Origin of the sequence: Clostridium sp. (assembly GCF_050717545.1) — a bacterium.
Classification (GTDB): domain Bacteria; phylum Bacillota; class Clostridia; order Clostridiales; family Clostridiaceae; genus Clostridium_AD.
Genome location: NZ_JBOITN010000008.1, coordinates 172415 through 195253, shown reverse-complemented (window position 1 = coordinate 195253; position 22839 = coordinate 172415). Strand labels below are relative to the sequence as shown.

The 22839-nt window shown below is 31.0% G+C and carries 18 protein-coding genes; 1 reads left to right on the top strand and 17 read right to left on the bottom strand.

The window, feature by feature from the left end; translation table 11 throughout:
* Positions 1-299: 299 nt before the first annotated feature.
* From ACREVX_RS02200 to ACREVX_RS02120, 17 genes are all read right to left on the bottom strand, one after another.
* Positions 300-1373, bottom strand: a complete 1074-nt coding sequence (locus ACREVX_RS02200; protein ID WP_431542463.1) for a C40 family peptidase — start codon at positions 1371-1373, stop codon at positions 300-302.
* 576 nt (positions 1374-1949) lie between these two features.
* The gene (locus tag ACREVX_RS02195) at positions 1950-2801 is read right to left on the bottom strand and encodes a 2-oxoacid:ferredoxin oxidoreductase subunit beta (RefSeq protein WP_431542462.1); all 852 of its coding nucleotides are present in this window, start codon (positions 2799-2801) and stop codon (positions 1950-1952) included.
* Between the two features lies 1 nt (position 2802).
* Positions 2803-4479, bottom strand: coding sequence for a 2-oxoacid:acceptor oxidoreductase subunit alpha (locus tag ACREVX_RS02190; RefSeq protein ID WP_431542461.1), 1677 nt, complete (start codon positions 4477-4479; stop codon positions 2803-2805).
* Between the two features lie 153 nt (positions 4480-4632).
* Entirely contained in the window at positions 4633-4785 is a 153-nt protein-coding gene (locus ACREVX_RS02185) for a hypothetical protein (protein WP_431542460.1), read from the bottom strand.
* Positions 4786-4815: 30 nt separating this feature from the next.
* Entirely contained in the window at positions 4816-6393 is a 1578-nt protein-coding gene (locus tag ACREVX_RS02180) for a bifunctional metallophosphatase/5'-nucleotidase (protein WP_431542459.1), read from the bottom strand.
* Between the two features lie 34 nt (positions 6394-6427).
* Positions 6428-7432: a 3-dehydro-L-gulonate 2-dehydrogenase gene (gene yiaK, locus ACREVX_RS02175; RefSeq protein WP_431542458.1), complete on the bottom strand. Its 1005-nt coding sequence runs from the start codon at positions 7430-7432 to the stop codon at positions 6428-6430.
* A 211-nt stretch (positions 7433-7643) separates the two neighbouring features.
* Complete coding sequence (locus ACREVX_RS02170) at positions 7644-9257, bottom strand: mannitol dehydrogenase family protein (protein ID WP_431542456.1); 1614 nt, start codon at positions 9255-9257, stop codon at positions 7644-7646.
* Positions 9258-9290: 33 nt separating this feature from the next.
* Positions 9291-10358, bottom strand: coding sequence for a mannonate dehydratase (gene uxuA / locus ACREVX_RS02165; RefSeq protein ID WP_431542455.1), 1068 nt, complete (start codon positions 10356-10358; stop codon positions 9291-9293).
* Between the two features lie 119 nt (positions 10359-10477).
* Complete coding sequence (locus tag ACREVX_RS02160) at positions 10478-11161, bottom strand: GntR family transcriptional regulator (RefSeq protein WP_431542454.1); 684 nt, start codon at positions 11159-11161, stop codon at positions 10478-10480.
* Positions 11162-11303: 142 nt separating this feature from the next.
* Positions 11304-11624, bottom strand: a complete 321-nt coding sequence (locus ACREVX_RS02155; protein ID WP_431542452.1) for a hypothetical protein — start codon at positions 11622-11624, stop codon at positions 11304-11306.
* A 213-nt stretch (positions 11625-11837) separates the two neighbouring features.
* On the bottom strand, positions 11838-12983 hold the full coding sequence (locus ACREVX_RS02150) for a CheR family methyltransferase (protein ID WP_431542451.1): 1146 nt from the start codon (positions 12981-12983) through the stop codon (positions 11838-11840).
* Between the two features lie 19 nt (positions 12984-13002).
* Positions 13003-16209, bottom strand: coding sequence for a response regulator (locus ACREVX_RS02145; RefSeq protein WP_431542450.1), 3207 nt, complete (start codon positions 16207-16209; stop codon positions 13003-13005).
* 60 nt (positions 16210-16269) lie between these two features.
* Entirely contained in the window at positions 16270-17229 is a 960-nt protein-coding gene (locus ACREVX_RS02140) for a sugar ABC transporter substrate-binding protein (protein ID WP_431542449.1), read from the bottom strand.
* A gap of 12 nt (positions 17230-17241) precedes the next feature.
* Positions 17242-18504, bottom strand: coding sequence for a hybrid sensor histidine kinase/response regulator (locus tag ACREVX_RS02135; protein WP_431542448.1), 1263 nt, complete (start codon positions 18502-18504; stop codon positions 17242-17244).
* Between the two features lie 254 nt (positions 18505-18758).
* On the bottom strand, positions 18759-19490 hold the full coding sequence (locus tag ACREVX_RS02130) for a YoaK family protein (protein ID WP_431542447.1): 732 nt from the start codon (positions 19488-19490) through the stop codon (positions 18759-18761).
* Between the two features lie 131 nt (positions 19491-19621).
* On the bottom strand, positions 19622-21067 hold the full coding sequence (locus ACREVX_RS02125) for a PH domain-containing protein (protein ID WP_431542446.1): 1446 nt from the start codon (positions 21065-21067) through the stop codon (positions 19622-19624).
* A complete protein-coding gene (locus ACREVX_RS02120) occupies positions 21064-21522 on the bottom strand; it encodes a PH domain-containing protein (protein WP_431542445.1) in 459 nt (152 codons plus the stop codon). Before ACREVX_RS02120 ends, ACREVX_RS02125 begins: the two co-directional genes overlap by 4 nt.
* Positions 21523-21807: 285 nt before the next feature.
* On the opposite strand from ACREVX_RS02120, the gene ACREVX_RS02115 reads away from it, so the two are divergent.
* Positions 21808-22782, top strand: coding sequence for a GGDEF domain-containing protein (locus ACREVX_RS02115; RefSeq protein WP_431542444.1), 975 nt, complete (start codon positions 21808-21810; stop codon positions 22780-22782).
* Positions 22783-22839 lie beyond the last annotated feature (57 nt).

Here is a 22839-nt window from a genome sequence, read left to right as displayed (position 1 = left end):
TCTCAGATTTACTTTTCTTTGAATAAGAATTCTCATTAATACGCTAGCTTTCATCTTAACTTTCAAAATATTCAGATATTTACTTATATTATATCAGAAATGTTATAATATATATAGCTTGTCTTTGACTATTTTTAAAATACTACGCACAACAATTTCTTTCTTTAGACGAAAAAAAACAAGGTACGATTTTTTGCTAAAATCGTACCTTGTTTTACTTGATCTTCCCTTTTTAACGACTTCAGAAGGAAAGTCTCCTCCTTCTGAAGTCGTTAATGCTTAGCTCCGCAGGAGATGATTTAATTAACTCTACGTCCATATGTAAAGCCACTATGTAATGGTTGAATTTTAATTACATCACCTGTGTGTGGCGCATTTATCATGCTGCCGTTTCCAACATATATTCCAACATGATGAGCAGGACTTCCGAAAAACACCAAATCCCCTGGTTGAAGGTTAGCTCTAGATATACGTGTTCCTACGTTTTGTTGTGCTTGTGCAACCCTTGGTAAGTTTACGCCAAAATGTGCAAATACATATTGTGTAAAACCTGAGCAATCAAAGCCTGAAGGGCTTGTCCCACCCCAGACATAAGGAATTCCCATAAATTTTGATGCATATGCTATAACTGCATTAGAAGAGACTGAAGCTCCACCTCTTGAAAGACTTACACTAGGAGCCGTAGCTTGACTTGCTACTAAAACAGGTTGACTAGCGGCAGCTTGTCTTTCTTCACTAGCTTGATCTGCTGAAAGCTGAGCTGTATATTGATTTTCCTCCGCATTTAACTGTGCTACTAATTTTGTTTGATCTGATTTTTGTTTTGTTAAAGTAGCGAGTTTGCTTTTATTATCAGTTCTTAAAGCTAATAACTTTGTATTTTCTGCATCTAACGTTTTCTTTTTTAAAACAATTTCTTCCTGTTTTGTTTTCAAATCATCAATAACAGCTTGATCAAATTTTATTATAGTTTTAACAACTTCTAATCTAGATATAAGATCCTCTACACCATTTGCACCTAATAAAACTTCTACATAGCTTGATGACCCATTCATATACATTACTCTCATTCTTTTATTATAAATAATTTGCTCTGCTTTAATATCAGCCTCTGCTTTTGAAATATCTATTTTATTTTGCTTGATGTCCTTTTGTGTTTTAGTTATATTACTTTCATTACTGTCTATTTTAATCATAACTGATTCAATTTGATTGTCCATCATCTGTACTTTATTTTCAAGATTGCTTCTTTGAGTTCTAACTTGCTGAATTTTTGCCTTATCTGATGCAGTATCTGCATGTGCAACACTAGTAAAACCAATGCTTATAGTTACCCCAATTGCCATTATAACTAAACCAATTTTTTTATTCAATTCTTCATCCCCTAATGTTATTTCATTTTACAATATATTATCCGTGAATATATTTATTAGTTACACATAAATATATTACTGCACATAAATATTATAATACACAAAAATATAGAATATGTAAAGGGACAAACTATACATCTAAGTAACCCCTACTGGATTTATATCCTCTAATCTCTTATATAGCCCTACTTAAAGTACTCTATAAATATTTTATTTGAAATTCAATCATCACGACTATGTTACACATGCAATAATAAGATAAACTATAAAGCTGTTAAACTGTAGTAATCCAAAAAGGTATGATAATGGTATAAATATATAACCTAGAAACTCTACAACTGGCATGAGCGTGATGTATATCTCATGCACCTCCACTAAAAATCGTCCTTAAGCAAATGAAAATTTTTAAATAAGAAAGATGGATCTTCTTCCCTATCGCTATAGAAGACAGTATCCTTTGTTTCACCTAATTTAGCCTTTTAGCCTTAAAACTAACATAAGAATCTTTATTTATCCACTTTACTTCAAATAATATTTTATTGTCTACATTCGATTGTAGTCTTAAGGAGTAACAATCTACATAAACTCATTCATAAACCCACTAATTTTATCTATATCAATTTCACTATCTACTAGTGGTTTACCATTTTTAAGAAAATCTAGTTTATCAGTATAATGAGGTTTTTCTTCTGCAAATAACACTCCTATTGGAATTTTATCTCCCCACTCCATTGCTTTCTCCATTGCCTTTAATTTATTTGCTCTATCATAGTTTTTATCAAGATTATATATCCTGTCTTTATACCACTTATGCGTATTGATTTTATTAAAACTTACACAAGGCTGAAGAATATCTACAAGTGCATATCCTTTATGATTTATTGCTTGTAGCATTATCTCATTGAGCGTTACCTTATCATTACTAAAAGCCCTTGCCACAAAACCAGCCCCAAGTGCTATTGCAAGTAAAACAGGATTCATTGGTATATTATTTGAACCAAATGGTTGCACCGTGGTTACGTGCCCTATATCTGAAGTCGGAGATGCCTGACCTTTTGTTAAACCATAAATCTGGTTATTATGGATAAAATGAGTTATATCAACATTACGCCTAACATTATGAATAAAATGATTCCCCCCCTCTCCATATGCATCACCCTCTCCTGTATTAACAATTACTGTCATTGCTTTATTAGCAATTTTAGCTGCAACTGCTGGGGGTAGGGCCCTTCCATGAAGGCCACAGAATCCATTTGTATTTATATACTGCGCTGTTTTAGCGGCCTGCCCTATTCCTCCTACTATTAATACCTCATGAGGTTTCTTTCCAAGCTCTATAAGAGTTTCTTTTAATACCGAAAGTATGTTTATATCTCCGCACCCTGGACACCATGCTGTTTCTGAAGTAGAAATATTACAATCAACCATGTTATATAACCCCCTTTAATCTTTTAACTATATCTTCAGAGGCTATTGGTCTTCCATCATACCTTAAATAACTTCCATCCATTTGTATTCCCGTATTTTCTCTTATAAGTAACGCAAGTTGCCCAGTTGCATTCTGTTCAACATTTATTGTTTTTTTGGCTTTAAGACTCTTCTCTCTAAGTAATTTCTCAGGTAATGGCCAAACATCTCCAAATACTAAAGCGCCATATTTCTCTGATCCCTCTGAGTTTAAAAGTTTAACCGCCTCTTTAATCGGTCCGTACAATGATCCCCAACCAACTAATAATGTATCTATATCCTCTTGCCCTATATATTCTGGTTCTAATAAATCTATCTTTAGAGATTCCATTTTTCTTAATCTTTTATCATTCATTATAACTCTTACAGGTCCCGATTCTGTTATGTGGCCAGTTTCATCATGCTCATCACTATCCACTAAAACAGTTTTACCTGGCAATCTACCCGGAGTTATTCTAGGAGAAACACCAGATGTCGTTACTTCGTACCTTCTATATAACTTATCCCCGATGTACTCCTCCTCACTTAAATATCTTTCAATTTTAATTCTCTTAAAATCAAAAGGTACTACTGTTTTAAGACAATCTGCAAGAAATTGATCCCCTAGCAAGATAACTGGAATTTGGTATTTATCAGCTAAGTTAAAAGCTCTCATAGTTTGGTAAAAACAATCCTCAGGGTCTCTTAAAGCTATTACCATTTTTGGGACTTCTCCTGGAGTTCCCGATATAACAAACTTAAGATCTGCTTGCTCTGTCCTAGTTGGAAAGCCCGTTGTAGGACCAGGTCTTTGTATTTCAGCAACCACTAGAGGCACTTCTAACATACTTGATAGTCCTATTGCCTCTACCATCAAAGCATACCCACCACCAGAGGTTCCTGTCATTGCACGTACTCCTGAGTAAGACGCTCCAATGGCCATATTTATTGCAGCTATTTCATCTTCTGCTTGTTCAACTACTATTTCAGCTTCCCCCATTTTTGAAGCAAGATAATCCATTATAGTCGTAGAAGGTGTCATAGGATAAGCTGAGTAAAACTTACACCCTGCAGCTAAAGCTCCTAAAGCAATGGCATCATTACCATTAATTAATATACTTTGGTCCTTTTTATTAGAAACAATATTATAAATAGGCGAAACTTCTTTATATCCAACCTCGAAAGCAGCAAAATTTTGACCAGCCACTTCAGCCTTAAAGGTTTCTTTTAATAAATTCTCCACAAAACTTAAATCTAAATTAAATAATTTAAGTAGTGCTCCTAGTGCTACACTTCCAAAAACTTTTGGGTTTCCTAGAGTTTTCGCAAGTGATATTAAAGGAAGACTGTACACTCTATCATCTTTATAATCTATCGCTCCATCTACAATAATAAAACCATTATCTTTGAGCTGATCTACATGTAATTCAATGGTTTCACTATTTAAAGCTATAATACCATCGATTTTATCGCAATGAGAACATATCTCTTCATCCCCAAAACGAATTTGAAAAAAATTATGCCCTCCTCTAACCCTTGACATGTAATCCTGCAACGTAAAAATTTCAAACCCTTTCCTTTTTAAAAGTTTCTCGAGTATTGTAGCAAGGGTTTCCATGCCTTGACCCGCAGCTCCTCCTATTAAAACATTATAAATCATTCTCTCAACCCCTTCTTATATCTATATATATATATAAGAAGGGATAAGATTATTCACAAAATACAAAAATGGCTTACCAGGCGGTAAGCCACATTCTTCAAATACACATAATATTTTTTTCTCTTGCAGCATTCGCATAATATTTAGCCCATTCTAATCTTCTTCCATTTTTGAGGAATATGTCTTGTATTGATTTCCATCCTTTCTCTTACTCTTGTAACTATAGATACCCAAAAATAAGTAAAAAACAAAACATATACATAATACTGCAAACAATGTATTTCTAATAATATCGTCTTGTGACATCGTCCATTTCCCCGTACTGTAAAATGTTACTTAATATATAACCTTCCAATTGTTATTAACCTCTACCTTAACTGTTTTTCTTACTAGGATATAGTTTGCAATTAGCTCCGCCATATCTATAGTTATATCTTTAAGAATAGGTTTCCCCTTAAACATTGAATAATTACCACCTCCACCTGCTCTGTAATTATTCATTACAACAGCATAGTCTCCCTCCATATTAAGAGGTTGGTTTTTATAATTAAGCTGGGTAATTCTTGAGTTTATAGGTTTTGAAACATCTATAACATATTCTATTCCTTCCCACATGTCATAATTATAATCATGGAGTTTAGAATATTTCCCATTCATTTTAACCTTTATTTTCCCATCCTCTATGCAAAAGTATCCTGCAGATTTTTCAAGAGCCGTTTTAATGTCAACGCCTTTTAAACTAATTACCTTAAGTGTATTGGGATATTTATAATTTGCTATGATATCTCTCATAGTAACATTGCTTTTAAATCCATGGGAGTTATTGTCAAAAATGGCTGCATTTGATATATCAACCTTTGCAATATCCATCTGAACATTATTTATAAATTCAGTATAAGCATTATCTTTAAGCCTTGCCTCAAATGTATCTTTAATAACCATGTCACCTTCTATATGTCCAATTGGAGTATCAAGCCATGTTTGCGTTGAGTCTTCTATGTTATGGGTCACATCTAAAATCTCTTTATTAACTTGTGTTCCATTTGCTTCAATAACAGAAGATTTTTTGCGCGTTATAGACCACTTCCCAGAGTTTTTAGTAAGCTCAATGTTTGCTTTGCCAATAACACTACCGTTATGACCTGGCTGCAAAACCAAAACACCATTTAAAAGTATATTTTCTACAATTCTATGTTGATGCCCAGTTAAAAGTACATCTATATTATCCACATTCATACATAATTCATAAGCTTGATTTTCTCCTGTGAGTATTTCCGAGGCCTTACCGGTCTCTAAATCTCTTTCAAACCCACCATGATAGGATACTATATTTATATCAGTGCCTTCATTTTTCATTATATCAAGCCATTTTTTTGCACTCTCCACTACATCTTCAAAGTTTAAGTCAATAATAGTTTCTGGATTTTCCCAATTAGGAATATACTTAGTTGTTAGTCCTAAAATACCTACTTTTAATCCATTATCAAAGGTTTTAACAATGTACGGTTTGCTCGTAAATGGCTCACCTGAAATTTTATTTGTTATATTAGCGCATAACCATGGAAAATTTGAAGTTTTAATAGCATAATCTAAATATGCCCTACCATAATTAAATTCATGATTGCCGATTACCGCAGCATCATAACCCATAAGATTCATGGCTTCGATCATTGGATTTGGAAAATTATTATTTATTTTAGCATGGAAATATGATAACGCCGAGCCTTGAAGCATATCTCCATTATCTATAAGTAAAGTATTACTGTTTATTTGTCTCTCTAAATTAATTATGTTGGATAAAGCAGCAAGTCCTAAACTGGCATATGAGTTATCGGAATAATTCACAGGTAAAACTGATCCATGAACATCACTAGTCTCTAGGATTGTTAGTAAAAATTTTTCGCTAATTGACATATTACACTCTCCATTCAAATCATATAAAATTTTATTACATATTCTCTATAGCTTTCCATATCTTTTCGTCTACTGGTATACCATTTTCAAAATTTTTATTTCTAGTATTTAATGTTCTCTCACCTGGGTAAAAGATTTCATTCTTTTCATCAACTCTTTCTGAATTTTTAATATTATTAATTACTTCATCAACTGCTGTTTTTAAAAATTCATTTTCGGACACTTTACTTGTATCAATTGCTATAAATATTTGTGACACATTATATTCTACATTGCCTTCAATTTTGCCTATTTTATAAGTTGAGTTACCACCAGATAAAATCGTAGCTATTAAATCTAGTAATATTGACATTCCAGAGCCTTTCCAATATCCTATGGGTAATACTCTGCCTGTTTTTTCAATTTCCTCTGGATCTTTAGTAATATTTCCCTGGGAATCATAACCTCCATCTACTGGTAATTTCTGATTGTTTAATTTAGTTACTGCAATTTTACCATAAGAAAACTGAGCCATAGCTAAGTCTACTACTACATGACCTCCTTCTCTTGGCACTGCAAGTATTAGAGGGTTATTTCCTATTCTACTATCCTTTGCACCCCAAGCTGGCATATTTGGAAGAGTGTTAGTCCAGCAAATACCAATGCAGCCAGAATCAGCTGCCTGCCATCCGTAACTACCACCTCTCAACCAATGGTTAGTGTTTTTTAATGCCACACATCCAATTACATTTGCTTTTGAAAGCTCAATAGCTCTATCCATGCAAAATTTAGCATTCAAATTACCCATTCCAGTATTTCCGTCCCATTTTTCAAAAGCTCCCATTCCTTCTATTTTACTTGGAACAGCTTCTATATCTATATATCCTTTATCTATATACTCAATTATTTTTGGAAATCTAATATATCCATGTGAATAAACTCCATCACAGCTAGTTTGCGTAAATAACTCAGCTGATGCATCTGCTCTTTCGTCACTAAGACCTTTTTTTATTAATACTCTTTTAAATTCATTTTTCATCTTTTCAAAAGAAACTCTCATTATAATACCACTCCTATAAATTAATTTTAAGTAACCTTTTTCCTTATCATTAATGTTGTTTATATTACCAAATATCATAATTACACTGTTCTAAATTTCATTATACCTTAATCTACATTTTTATGAAATATAGATTATAGAAAAGTAGCCTCTTAATTAAATAAGAGGCTACTTTTTTGTTTTTAGAAAATATTTCTAAACGTATATTTGATTAGTCAACATATTTTTTCAAAGTTTTTCTAATTGCACCTTTACCTGCTACCAACTGCTCAAAGTAATTTTCTACTATTTCGCCAAGTCCAACTTCATAAAGGTTTACTCCAAAAATATTAGAATTTGATAAAATCGGCTTAAGTTGTGCATTAAATGGTCCTTTATCTCCAAGAGTTATACCCGAAACGAAAGGCGTAACTTCTTCAAGCATTGGATCAGAACTTATCTCCATTTTATTTCCATTATCATCAATTCCCATTAGATATCTGCACCAACCAGCTAAAACAAGAGGAATAAGCTTTAAGTCCGTAACTTTAAGGTCATCTCTTTCTTTGTAAGCCTTTATTGTTTCACCAAAACGAATACCCAATTTAGCAGATGTATCTGTAGCAATTCTTTGTGGCGAGTCAGGCATAAATGGATTTGGAACTCTTACATTAAGTACTTCATCAATAAATTTCTTAGGATCTATAATACCTGGATTTACAACTACAGGTAATCCTTCTACATATCCTATTTGCTCTACAAGGGCTCTCAAATCATGATCTTCCATTTCCTTATAAATCAAATTGTAGTCAAGCAAACAACCATATATAGCAAGAGCTGTGTGTAGTGGGTTAAGGCAAGTACAAACCTTCATTTTCTCAACCTTATCAACAGTTTCTCTGTCTGTAAATATTACTCCACCCTCTTCAAGGTTAGGTCTTCCATTAGGAAAAATATCCTCTATTACTAGATACTGAGGTTCCTCAGCATTTACAAAAGGAGCTACATAAGTATTTTTTGAGGTAACAACATACTCTACATCTTCAAAACCAACTTTTGTTAACATCTCTTTTACGCTTTCATCAGGTCTTGGAGTAATCTTGTCAATCATGCTCCATGGGAAAGATACAAATTTGGGATCATTAATATAAGCTTCAAATCCTGCATCTACAATGCCGCTTTCTGCCCATTTTTTAGCAAATGTACTAACTGCATTATAAAGTTTAGTTCCATTATGTGAGCAGTTATCCATACTTACTAGTGCTAGTGGTATCTTCCCACTTACATATCTCGAGTAAACAAGAGATGTAAGTTTACCAATATAGCTTACTGGAGCATTAGGTCCATTCTTAAAGTCTTCAATAACTGAAGGAAGAAATTCACCTTTAGGACTTACTAAGCTATATCCTTTTTCAGTGATTGTGAAACTTACCATCTGAAGGCTGGGATTAACAAAAATCTCTTTTAATCTAACCCAGTTCACAACATCTCCTGAATCCACAATTAGAGATTCTACAATACTTGCTACAACTGTTTTTTCAATGTTTCCATCTGCCTTTAAAGTAACAAGCAGACTTAAATCATCATGAGGCTTATACATACTCTCTATAATTTCATAGTCATATCCTTCTGCAACTATAATCCCAGTGTCACTTTTACCTTTATTTAAAATATTCTGTTGCAGATTAGCAGTAAACGCTCTAAAAATATTACCTGCTCCAAAATGAATCCAATTAGGATTTGCCATAGTATTTTGTTTTATTTGCATGCGGTTAAACTTAGGGAGTTTAAATCCTGCATTTTCCCAAGTCGCAACATCTTTTAATGCATTTTCATTTAATTTCATACTAGTCACCTCTTCATAAAATTTTGTATTTCTTTATTTAGATGATTTATCTATTGCTTCCCATAACCCATTTAAGTATGTTGCTCCGAGAGCTCTGTCATATAATCCGTAACCAGGCATTGCAACTTCGCCCCATATCATTCTTCCGTGATCTGGCCTTATTGGGCCTTCCATACCAATATCATAAAGTGCTTTCATAATTTCAAACATATCAAGTGAACCATCAGATGATAAGTGCGCTGCTTCATCAAACTTACCTGGTGCAAGGTGTTTAATATTTCTTAGGTGAGCAAAATGAACTCTTCCTTTAAAACTTCTAATCATATCAGGAATATCATTATTTGGGTTAGATCCTAAAGATCCTGTACATAATGTTAGACCATTATTCATAACAGGAACCGCATCTAGCATTCTTTGGATGTTTTTCTTATTATTTATAATTCTTGGTAAACCATATACTGACCATGATGGATCATCTTGATGAATAGCCATCTTCATTCCTAATTTTTCACAAGTTGGCATAATTTTTTTTAAGAAATACACAAGGTTTTCAAATAGTTTTTCTTCATCCACATTTTTGTATAATTCAAATAATTCCTGTACTCTTGCAAGTCTTTCCGGTTCCCATCCTGGCATTACAAATCCATTAGAATTAGAATCAATTTGCTCGAACATTTTAGTTGGATCTATTTTATCTATAATTTCCTGATCGTAAGAAAGAACTGTAGACCCGTCTGTTCTCATCTTTGCAAGGTCAGATCTTGTCCAGTCAAATACAGGCATAAAATTATAACATACAAGATCGATTCCTTCCTTTGCAAGGTTTTCAAGTGTCTTAATATAGTTTTCTATATACAGATCTCTTGTAGGAAGCCCGATTTTAATATCATCATGAATATTTACGCTCTCAATTCCGGACACCTCAAGACCTGATGCTTCAACTTCATCTTTCATTGCTTTTATTGCGTCAGTGCTCCAAACCTCACCAGGTTTTGAATCATAAAGCGTTGTAATAACCCCAGTAACTCCTGGAATTTGTCTTATTTGCTTAAGTGTAACCGCGTCGTACTTACTACCAAACCATCTTAAAGTCATCTTCATAAAATTTTCCTCCTCATATTAGTTACTTTATTAATATTATTTTGTATACTAAGTATACTTGTATGCAAGTCTTATTAAATATGTAGGATACTTCCTACTTAAAATATGTAGGATACTTCCTACTTAAAATATGTAGGATACTCTCCCACTAATATCATTTTATCAACGTTTACTTTTGTCAGATGCTGACGAATTAATCTTACGCCAAGCGCGTTATCTTTGGCTTTAATAGCATTAATAATATTTCTATGTTGGGTAAGTACAGTCTTCATGTTCATGCTAGATATTATATTAAGTGCCCTTACACGATCAAAATCACCATTCATAAAATGAATTGCATTCCAAATTCGATCTTTTGAGCATCCTTTGAAAACAAGTTCATGGAATGAATTGTCCAAATCAAAAGCTCCAATATAATTTTTTTTATTAATAAAAAATTCTTGCTGATTAATAGTTGCTTCTAAATCAAATAAAGATTTTTCAGAAAAATCTTCACATGCGAGTATTATAACCGCTTCTTCTAGTTTTAATCTCATAAATCTTGCTTCTTCAACACGATTTAAATCTATATACGAAACCTGAGTACCTTTTTGAGGATAAATCTCTAACAATTCCTCCGAAACTAATCTAGCAAATGCTTCTCTAATTGGTGTTCTACTAACCTTAAGACTAGTTGCAATTTCATTTTCAGAAATAATTTGTCCTGGTTTAAGATTAAGATCAATAATATTTTTTCTTAAGACCTTGTATGTATAATCTTTTATAGACTCGGAAGGTTTCTTTTCAAATAATTCAATTTCCATAATTAAACCTCCCTTTATATTTAAATCTTGTATACCTAGTATGTTAGCATTATAAATTGATGCTGTCAATATCAGTATTAAATTATTTGGATGTTCCTAAAGAAACATCCAAAAATTCAAGTAAATAATTTTTTTTTATACATCATAAACAATATATTACTCCATTATATTTTGTTTCTGAATTTTGCTCATACTCTTCATAATCAATAAACGCACCTTTAAAATCAACAACACTTTCATATATACCAAATTCTTCTATACTTATTGTTTCTATTTCATGATTCTCATTAACGCAGGTGGCCAATGTATAATAGAAATCCTCTTCTTCATTATATATTATTGTTGTGTCTAATATTCTAAAGATTGCCTTTCTTATAATATTTTTATTTTCATTTAAGATTTCTACAAAACTAATTTTTCCCTCGCCATTTTCTTTTTCTTTTTCCTCACACATCAAATTCATGTTCCCCCTCTTCATTTTAATTATATTTTCTTCTCTACTATATCTTAAATTTTTTTCAAGATTAACAAAATTAGTAACCACTATATAATATTCATGGATGTTTTAATTCATTCCTTATATAGTATGAAACTAAAGTATAAAAAAAAGCCAACACATTAACGTCGACTTTTACATATCTCACTCTCTACTAAAAGAGTTTTTATTTAATTTAGTTTATCTTTTTTTATAAGTTTTTAGCATCTCATTATACTTACAAAAATATTTTCCTCCGTTATTTCTAATCATTCCTTCGCTCTTTCCCATAACTAAAAAACCATTACTATCTAAAGAATTATGGAAGTTTTTCAGCATTTTCTCCTGTAAGCTATCATTAAAATATATAAATACGTTTCTACACAATATCAGATTAAACTCGTTTAACGTCCCATTACTAATCAGGCTATGCTGGAAAAATAATATATTTCTTTTAAGTTCCTCTTTAACTTTTATGCAGGTATGATTAATATCAAAATACTGGGTAAAGTTTTTTTCTCCATGGGCGCTTTTGTAATTACTTATATCTTTCTCCAATGTAGTTTTGGAGTATATCCCATTTTTTGCCTCCTCTACAACAAAAGGATTAATGTCCGTTGCATAAATTTGAGTTTTTTCCAGTATTCCTGCCTCTTTTAACATTATAGCCAATGAATAAGCTTCTTTTCCATTAGAACAACCAGCGCACCAAATTTTAATATGATTATATGAATTTAAATAGGGCAATATTTTGGTTTTTATTAAATCAAACACGCTAGGATCTCTAAAAAACTCCGTAGTATTTATTGAAAAATCAAGAAACAAGTTCTCAAAATATAACTGATTATTCAAAACTCGCTCTCTAAATAAGTTAAAACTTGTGGTACCTTCCTTTATCATAGCTATGTTTAAACGCCTCATTATACTATCTATTTGATATTCGGTGTAATCATAACCGTAGACATTGTTTAGCTCCTTTAAAAAGCTATAAACTTCTTCCTTATCTAAAACTTCATTTTTACCAGATAAGTTTGACTTTTCTAATGATGACTTTCTTAAATCGAATTTTCTTTCAATGTATCTACATTTTAGTCCTATGTTTTGTAGATATGAGTATAAATATCTTTTTAAAACAAAAACTGTACATTTCTCTTGCTCTTGTATCATAAAAAACTTTTCTAATACAACCTTAGGAATTACATTAGCTCCTAGAAACGTTATATTAAAATTTTGTTTGCTGGCATAGTCCAAAAGCTCTATTAATCGTACCGCCTGCTTAGAGTCTTCAAACTCTCCCATAACAACTATATCAGCTTCTGCCTCATTGTAAATTATTTCAAACTCCAAATTTGTCCTCCATCACTCTTTAATCTTTAGTAATCCATGCTTTTACCAAGGTTATTAGCACATCATAATCAATTGGTTTTGCAATATAATCATTGGCTCCAGCTTCTAAACACTTTTCGCTATCACCTTTTAGAGATTTTGCTGTAGTCGCTATAATTGGTATGTGTTTGATTTTATCAGTATTTCTTATTTTTTTAATTGTTTCATACCCATTCATCACAGGCATCATTATATCCATTAAAATTAAATCCACTTCTTCATCTTTAAGCTTTTCTAGTGCAACTTCTCCATTTTCAGCTTCAATAATTTCTGCGCCATAATCTTCTAATACGGCTGCAAGTGCAAATATGTTTCTAGGGTCGTCATCTGCAATTAGTATCTTTTTATTATTAAGATTTAGGGCTATATCCTTATTAATTTTCGAAGTAATAATATTGTTATATTTTTCTTCATTTTTAACATTATGAAATATTAAAGTTAATTCATCAAGTAGACGTTCATAGGAGTTTGTAGTCTTAATGATAATGCTATGAGAATATAACTGAATCTCTTTTTCCTGCTCTTTACTTATGTTCATCTCCGTATAAATTATAATAGGTATTACTAAATTATTTTGTTCTAATATTTTATTAATTTCTTTAAGTAATTCAATTACATCTTTGCACGGTAATGCTAAGTCCAATAAAATACCATCAATTTTATTGTTTTTTTCATTTTCTTTTATAAGTTTAAGACCTAGTTCTGCACTAATTGATGTAATTGTTACAAAACCTATCCCCTCGGATATTGTATTAATAGATTGAATTGAATTTATATCATCTTGAATAATAAGCAATTTTTTCTGATTATGCTCGCTTACTGCTGCCACTTCTTGCTTTGCAACTTGCTCATGCTTATTAATAAACTCTTGCTCATGAGCAAGCGCTTGCTGCGCGACTATACATGGTAAATATAATAAGAACGTACTTCCCATTAAAGGCTCACTAGTTACTTTTATTTTCCCCTTCATAAGAGCACATAACTTGCTACTTATAGATAGTCCAAGCCCTGTTCCACCGTATTTCCTTGAAATAGATCCATCTCCTTGGTGAAACTCTTCGAAAATTGTCTCTAAGTTATTTTTTGGTATACCAATTCCTGTATCCAACACAGAAAATACTATGTTATTTTCATCATCTGTATCTCTTGCAATCTTTAGCTTTACAAGACCCTTCTGCGTAAATTTAAATGCATTAGATAAAAAGTTTCTTACCACCTGTGAAATTTTTTCTTTATCCCCATAAATTTTATCTTTAAATTGATCTTCCACTATAAATTGGATATCCTTCTCTCTTGCATTTTCATTAAACAAACCACTAAGTTCAGAAATTAGTTCACTTGAATTAAAATCCCTATAATTTATATCTATTTTCCCTGCCTCAATTTTTGATAAGTCTAAAAAATCATTTATTAAGCTAAGCAGATTCTGCCCTGAATTAAAAATAACCTTTATTTTTTCTTGTGCATCCAACGCAGTAATGTCCGTGCAACTTCTTATTAAAAGTTTAGATAACAATATAATAGAATTTAGTGGTGTTTTAAGTTCATGAGAAACATTTGCCAAAAATTGAGATTTATATATATTTGCCATTTCATATTCTTTTGATTTTTCCAAAATCTCTTGACCATATTTTTCTAATTCTTCATTTTTGATATTTAAAAGCTTTGACTGTTCTTCTATTTGAGATTGATTTTCCTCAAGCTGAGCGTTAGTTTGTTGCATCTCTTCACTTTGCTGCTGAAGTACCTGCTGATGCTCTTCAAGTTGAGCATTAGTTTGCTGAAGTTCTTCCGTTTGAACCTGAAGTTGTCCTTGTTGCTGTTCTAATACTTCATTTGCAGTTATTAACTCAACTGATATTTCTTGTGCCTTTTTAGTTGCCTTTTTACTTATCTCTAATAGTTCTTTAATCCTTTGATTTTGAATTGTAGTATATAGGTTAATAGCAATGGTGTTACTTGCTATTTCTATAAATTTCTTTTTTAATTTAGTAAAAGTTCCAAAGGAAGATAACTCAATAACTCCATATAAAGTATCCTCATAAATTAATGGGAAAGCATAAACATTAAGTGGAGCCTCATATATAGTTCCAGTGCAAATTACTGCTTCAGATTTTGTTATATTGGTAAGAAGTATAGGCTTTCTTTCTAAAGCTACTTGTCCAACTATTCCCTCACCAAGCTCGTATATGTTAGATAATCTATCTCTTTGCGTAAAAGCAAAGGATGAATTTAGCATAAGTTTCTTATCTAAATCATTATATAAGTAAAACGTTCCAGCTCCAGCATCTAATGATCTAGATAAAAAGTTTATTGCCCTTTGCGATAATTCTTTTACAGATATATTCCCATCCATTTCATCATTTAATAAGTTTAATTTATCATTTATCCAAAATTCATTTTTTAATTTATTTATCAATATATTATATTCCTGCGCCATTGCAGAAATTTCATTCTTTTGGGTGATTATAAATTCTTCTAAATCCCCTGACTCAGTTGTTTTAAACATATGCTTACTTAATCTTTTAATAGGATCTAAAACACTTCTTGACACCATTATAAATGATAATATTAGTATACTTATTAAAATTACTAAAGTAAAAATCAAGGCTATTCTCTGTGAAGATTGCAGTTTATCAGATTGCTGTATTAAACTGATTTCATTAGTCGCGGAACTTGAATATATATTATTAAGATCAAGTTCAAGTTGGGAAACGAAATCCGAACTAATCCCTTGAGATATATCTATTGCAACATCTTTCTTACCTGTAAGTACATTTCTTATAATTTCATCCCTTTGTGGCTTCCACCATTTAGATAGAAGATTATTAGCATCTTTTAAATTTCTTTTGGTGTTATCATCAGCTGAATTTGCTCCTATAGTATCTAAGTTTTTTTGAAGATCTATTTCATATTGATTAACTTCATCTATTTTCCTTTGAATCTCATCCTTATTTGATAATAAAATTACATCCTTAATAGAACTTTCAATTTTAATCAAATTCAATTTTCCTTTGACTGTTGCGTCAGAAACCTTTGATGATTGATTATATAGATTGTTAGTTATTTGTGCTAAGTTACTAAGCCCTGTTAAAGCAAAGGTTCCAAACCCTATGAATGTTATAATACAAATAAAAAATAATATAAAAAATCTTTGCTTTATACTAATGTTTTTAAACCTATTCATAAATTTCTCCTTAAAAGTAGACATAGAAAATCTATATCGCTTTGAATTTGTGTTAATATTCTATTTTTTTAATTTAGCAATATATTTATCGACATCCTCTGGAACAACTAATTCATTTGGAAAAACTACTATTTTCTCTACATTTTCGCCCTTTGCTATTTTAACTGCAGTATCTATGGCACACCTAGCCTGCAGTACCGCATTTTGGAATATTAGAACAGCTAAGTCGCCACTTTTTAAATAATTAAGAGCTTCAGGAGTAGCATCTATACCACCTACCGATATCTTGTCATGTTTTCCCGCAGCCTTTATAGCTGTTAATGCGCCAATTGCCATTTCAGAGTTGCTAGAGGCTACAACATTAATCTCTTTGCCAGATTCAAGCCAACTTTCCATTAACGCCATCCCTTTAGACATGTCCCACTCAGCTGTTTGCTCAGCAACAATTTTCATGTTCGAGTATTTTGCTATTACCTCTCGAAAACCTTGAGTTCTTAATCTCTCTGCTTCTTGACCCATGGTACCCATCATAATTGCTACATTACCCTTGAAATTCATTTTCTTTGAAAGATATTCCATTTCCAGTATTGCAGCCTGTTTTGAATCTGAACTTATATAACATGATGAATCATCTGGGTTTTCAAACGGAGTGCCAATACTTATGATTGGAATCTTAGAACGCTTTGCAATATCTGTTACAGGCTTCGATGAATCCGTATCAACGGGCCTTACAACTATAACATCCACTCCCTTAGATATTAACTCTTTAACATTTGACAATTCTATATTAGAGTCATGTTTTGAGTCCACATATTCTACTTCAACATCGTCTAAAGACTTAGAATAATTCTTCATCTCATCAAGTAAATATGAAGTGAATCTGTCATTAACATCCGAAACACAAACACCAATTTTAATCTTTTGGGTAGCTTTCGATGTATCATTTACTTCTATATAGCATCCAGTTAGTAATGACATTGTCAGAGCGATAATAAGGGTAATTGATAATATTTTTCTCATTTGTTTTCCCCCTTAAAAATAGATATCAGAAAATTCTACTTTAGTTTTTGAAACTACATCACTAAAAATATTACTAGAACTATTTTGAGAAATTTCAACATTGCTATTTTTAACAATAGGAATTTCAACAATGAATTCACTGCCCTTTAAATATTCACTATTAACCTGAATAGTTCCACCGTGCATTTCAATTAAAGATTTAACAAGATTAAGTCCAATACCTGTTCCCTCACTTCTTCTAGTAAGAAGCTTGTCCACTTGTTTGAATCTTTCAAATATTGACTGTTGCTTATCCAAAGAAATTCCTATACCTGAATCTTTAATTTTGATTTTGATTTTATTATTATTATTACTAATATTCACGTATATATTTCCATGCTCTGAGGTAAACTTTATAGCATTTGATAAAAGATTTAACATAATTCTTTCAATGGCATCTAAATCGCAATCCATCATTATCTCTTCAATATCCGTATCAAATGTTATTTTAATATTTTTAAGTGATGCATGTCCTACTACAGATGTTACAATTGTCTCCACAACACTTATAATATTATATGTTGATTTGTTAAGAGTAAAATTACCAGAATCTATTTTTGTGATATCTATCAAGTTGTTAACTAATCTTATAAGCCTATAACAATTTTGAACCTGTGTTTTGGTTTTTGTCTTTATTTTTTCTCTATCTAATACTTCATCATTTTCAAGATAATATTTTGTTAATTGCGAAGCTCCAAGCAGAATGTTTAAAGGAGTTCTAAGTTCATGGGATATATTTGCAAGAAACATATCTTTGGCTTCATTAGCTGCCTCAGCTGCATTTTTCGCTGCTTTTAATTCTTCAGCTTGCTGCTTTAGAAATATATTCATTTTCCTTTCTTTTTCAATAAGTCTTAAATATACGTTTATTCTATTTATAAACAAAAAGTCATCAATGGGTTTTGTAAGGTAATCTACTGCTCCTATTTTAAAACCCTTTCTTTTAAATTCATCATCTATATATGAAGCAGTTAAAAATACAATGGGAATATGTTGTGTCTTTTTTCTGCTTTTTATAATTTGTGCTAGTTCGAAACCTTCCAAGTCTCTTTCCATATGTACATCTAAAATTATTAAATCCACAGGATATTTTATGAGTGCTTGTAATGCGTTTGTGGAGTTTTCTGCAAGTATCACCCTAGCATCTATGTACTCTTTAATAAGAGCTTTTGCAGTAAATAAATTATTTTCGTCATCATCTACTACTAGAATTGTATACAAATTACTTGTTATCATTTTGAATACCTCACTTAATTCTTAATAATCTTTAGGGAGTACTTATTAAAGGCATATTTTCCTAAATTTATTTACGTTTCTACTTTTTCATCCAATTATATCATAAATTGCTTTAATTTTACAATGTTTAATTAGAAAATTATATTATTTTCATATTTTTTTTTACTTATCTACTTTAACGACATTTCAGCTCCGCAGGAGCTGATATAACGACAGAATATAACCCTATATATTAAAATAAGCAAAATACAAAATTAATTTGTATTGTGCTTATTTGTTTCTGGAATGTTAATGACGTATAAAACAAAAGCACAAACTAATATAACCATAGCACCCCATATTGCTTTAACTCCAATAATTAATGTTAACAGTCCACCTAAAGATGATCCTATTAAAAATGATAGAACAACTATAAAAAGTCTAATAGCGCGAATAGCCGCTTCATGGTTTTTTTGGGTAAATGCAATATATATTTCACGCGAAGCAGTTCGTAAATTTCCTGTGCACATAGTTGAGCTATATGATGAACCAGCTAGTTTAGGAAATGAAGATACTTGAATTGCTGCAACAAATGAAATTGTAACATTTACAATAATATCAGGAATGGTCTTAGGAATAAATCCTATTATAAATAGCACTATAATTTCAAAAATTAAAACAATTCGTGGCCAATCAAGTATAAATAGACGAGACGAATTACCTTTTATTATCTGAACAACTATTACTCCAATTACAAACGCTAATATAGGTGGAATATAAGTAAGAGAACTAATCCATTCTCCTTTTGAAGCGTATATACCCACAAGTACAATATTTCCAGTTTGAGCATTAGCAAAGACACCGCCGCGACTTATGAAAGTATAAGCATCCAAAAATCCGCCAGCAATTGCCAGGAGTATTCCAAATCTAAATGATTCATGGACGGGATGTTGTGAATGTAACTTTCTAATATATTTTTTAATAAAATTAATATTTCTGTTAATCAAAATTTATAGACTCCTTTATTTCTTTTAACTTTATCGCTTAACCCAATATTGCTTATCTCTAATATAAATGCCATAACTCCAATATACTCCATAATGCTACATTCCCCCCTAACAAATAGTATTATACTTATTTAATTAATATCTCTTATATCAATATAGTTCTTATTAATGTAGTTTTCATCCATATACCCAACCTGATATGATTTGCCTACGATGTCTCCGGCTATAGTCACTTTAAATTTAGCAATAGATTTTTTCTTTTGAAAAATATTTTGTATCTTCTCCATTGACTGAACACATTCTCTTTGAACTATAACTGTTTCCCTTGATAATTTTCTATATCTAAGTACAACTAAATCATCACCGGTGTACATGCCATTATCACCGAACTGTATATATTGCCAGATCACTATTATAGGTAGCAGTATAAATACGTAATATCCATAAGGCGCAAATTTAACTATTAAAGCAATTGCTATAATATAACCTATCAAATTAACCAAAAGGAATCCCTTTAAGGCTCTTCTAGGTGACTTCATTAAATCATAGGTAATATTCATTTCTGGTATTATATCCTCAAAAAACTTATTAAGAATCTTCTTCTTAGCAATAGGACAAATCATTGTGCTTTCACCTTTGTCTTTACCATACCCTATTGTCTCAACATTTAGCGAAAAATATCCAAATGACTTTTTAATAAGTCCTTCTACTATTGTTATACTTTGAATTCGCTTTACCGGAATAGTTACTTCTTTTTTATCTAATAAACCATATGATAATTTAATATTATCCTCTTCGCGTACAACCTCAAATTTATAATATTTTATTACAGTTATAAGGACAGATATTATCCATGATATAAGTAAAATAATAAGAATTAATATAACTATATATTTTATTATGTCGACCCTACTAACGTCTTTTACGCTATCATTAATAGACGACTCAGCCCAGTTTTTTAGCTCATCTGGTAGTATATCTTCTATCTTAGAATAGAATGCAAACATTATAAAAAATCCTGCTATAATCTTTGTAGACATTGTTGCCATCACAAATAAGTCTTTTAAAGAACAAGTAAATTTACGTGTATTATCTTTTTGCGCAATTTCAACCTTATTTTTCTCTTTACTTGCATTAAATATAACTTCTTTTACTCTTAATGCTTCATCTTTAGATAACAAAATAGAAATTTCAGACTTTTTATCTCCTCCAAGTGTGTCAATTTCAAGCTTACAAACATTAAATATTCTTTGAACTAGAGATGAGGATATATCTGCACTATGCACTTGTGAAAAAGGTAATGTTCTCTCATGAACTTCAAAAACTCCATATTTTAGATATATACCTTCATTATTAAAGCTATATTCGTTTTTCATCCATCTTAATATAGATAAAACAACAATTAAAATCAAAAAAATAATTACTATAAGAATTTCAGTATAATTCCCACCGTACTTCTTTGGAATTTTAGATCCTAATGATACTAAAAATATAATGAGTGGAAACATGCTGTCTTTTAAAGATTTAAATATTTCAGAAAATATAGTGAATTTATGAGGATGTATAAGTTCTCTCATATACTTATATCTCGCACAATATTTGTTATATCCAGTTGGAGTTTATCCCCTATCTCTTTTCCTAAAAAAGGAATCTTATAAGCTCCCCCAGCTGTATGAATTGTTAGGTTTATTAAATTATATCTTTTTATAATTATTCCTTGCTCTGTGTCGACATACTGTACCCTTTTCATAGGAATAATTACATTTCTTTGGCTAAACACTCCAAATATCAAACTAATTTTTTCCCCGTCAATATCATATCTAAATTTTTCATATTTATATTTTGGCATAATCCGTGAATATACTATTACTAATAATACTATTCCATATATACTTCCTACTAATATGTATTTCCATAAAGCATTAAACTCTAAAAACACATTCAAAATAACTGCAATTATCAGAAATATCCCCCCTGAGATAAATCCATCTAATGCCCACATCTTTCTTGAAAATGGTGAAATTCTTTTCATAATAACCTCCTAAAAATAATACAGTCAAGTCTTATTTAACTTAATTATACACATTATAATATAAATATGCATAAGAATCAAAGTTCCATTTGCTTTCATGGCATTATGTATGCCTTTGTATTTGCTGGTTTTATACTTACAATGATGAGAACCTATTTGTAAAAAAAATAAACGTCAAATTCGTATATAATATTAATGTAAATTCTTTAAATATATGGTAATATTAAAGGATATATTGACGCCATTATATGGAAATGGTTATATTAGTTTTGTGAGGTGTTGAGCGTGGAAAATACTGATTTATCTATAGAGTATAATAAGTACCAAGAATTGATGGAATCACAGACCATAAAGCATATTAGTATAATTAACGATTATGAAAAGCAAGTAGGTATGTTAAATGCCATACTTGAAATGTACAAATATTTAAATAACTTTCAGTTTTCAAATGATTTGTACGAAATATTAAATGATATGATAGTTGGAGTTCTCGGTGTTTACTATTGCACTATAGCAATAACTGTAAATAGAGAGTTAATAATAATGGCCTCAAGTAATCATAAAACAGGTACGAAGCTTGATACTAAAAGTTTAAAAACTAACTGTATCGTTGAGTATATAACTAAAAACAATGTAATTATTGGTGCTATTGAGGTACTTGCAAATAAGGACGCTACAGCTCAGAAGTATACAAAACAATTTTTAAAGCTCATCTGTGCGCAATTATTACTTATATTAGACAATAGGTCTCTTAATGAAAAAATATTGGTACAAGCTAATACCGATTTACTTACTGGTTGTTGCAATAGAAGAGCTTTTTATAACATGATAAAAACTAAGCATATTTATGAAAACGACTATTGCATTTTAATGATTGATATAGACAAATTTAAGCTTGTAAATGACATGTATGGGCATGAAGCAGGAGATATTGTATTAAAGAAGCTTGGTGAAATTCTTCTGAGCAGTACCCGCACAGATGATATAGTGTGTAGATATGGTGGGGAAGAATTTGTAGTATATTTATTTGGAGTATCTTCAAAAACATTATCATTTGTTAAAGCGGAGGCAATTCGAAAAGCAATAGAAAACTCTATTGTGCTAGTTGATGAATTTGAGATAAAATTTACAGTTAGTATAGGTGTAGCAGTCGCGACTACCATGGTGAATGCCATACAGGATGTAATAAAAATTGCAGATAATAATCTATTTGTAAGTAAAAATACAGGAAGAAATAAGGCTACCCTTAGTTTTGTTTAAATATTTAGTACTTATCTAATATATTATAACTTGGGACCTATTTCTTGTTGCCAAAAT

What these genes read in the sequence shown, in the direction of transcription:
- ACREVX_RS02195 (WP_431542462.1), bottom strand. Translation starts at nt 2,801, where the DNA reads ATGGTTGATTGTAATATTTCTACTTCAGAAACAGCATGGTGTCCAGGG.
- ACREVX_RS02190 (WP_431542461.1), bottom strand. Translation starts at nt 4,479, where the DNA reads ATGATTTATAATGTTTTAATAGGAGGAGCTGCGGGTCAAGGCATGGAA.
- ACREVX_RS02185 (WP_431542460.1), bottom strand. Translation starts at nt 4,785, where the DNA reads ATGTCACAAGACGATATTATTAGAAATACATTGTTTGCAGTATTATGT.
- ACREVX_RS02180 (WP_431542459.1), bottom strand. Translation starts at nt 6,393, where the DNA reads ATGTCAATTAGCGAAAAATTTTTACTAACAATCCTAGAGACTAGTGAT.
- yiaK (WP_431542458.1), bottom strand. Translation starts at nt 7,432, where the DNA reads ATGAGAGTTTCTTTTGAAAAGATGAAAAATGAATTTAAAAGAGTATTA.
- ACREVX_RS02170 (WP_431542456.1), bottom strand. Translation starts at nt 9,257, where the DNA reads ATGAAATTAAATGAAAATGCATTAAAAGATGTTGCGACTTGGGAAAAT.
- uxuA (WP_431542455.1), bottom strand. Translation starts at nt 10,358, where the DNA reads ATGAAGATGACTTTAAGATGGTTTGGTAGTAAGTACGACGCGGTTACA.
- ACREVX_RS02160 (WP_431542454.1), bottom strand. Translation starts at nt 11,161, where the DNA reads ATGGAAATTGAATTATTTGAAAAGAAACCTTCCGAGTCTATAAAAGAT.
- ACREVX_RS02155 (WP_431542452.1), bottom strand. Translation starts at nt 11,624, where the DNA reads ATGAATTTGATGTGTGAGGAAAAAGAAAAAGAAAATGGCGAGGGAAAA.
- ACREVX_RS02145 (WP_431542450.1), bottom strand. Translation starts at nt 16,209, where the DNA reads ATGAATAGGTTTAAAAACATTAGTATAAAGCAAAGATTTTTTATATTA.
- ACREVX_RS02140 (WP_431542449.1), bottom strand. Translation starts at nt 17,229, where the DNA reads ATGAGAAAAATATTATCAATTACCCTTATTATCGCTCTGACAATGTCA.
- ACREVX_RS02135 (WP_431542448.1), bottom strand. Translation starts at nt 18,504, where the DNA reads ATGATAACAAGTAATTTGTATACAATTCTAGTAGTAGATGATGACGAA.
- ACREVX_RS02125 (WP_431542446.1), bottom strand. Translation starts at nt 21,067, where the DNA reads ATGAGAGAACTTATACATCCTCATAAATTCACTATATTTTCTGAAATA.
- ACREVX_RS02120 (WP_431542445.1), bottom strand. Translation starts at nt 21,522, where the DNA reads ATGAAAAGAATTTCACCATTTTCAAGAAAGATGTGGGCATTAGATGGA.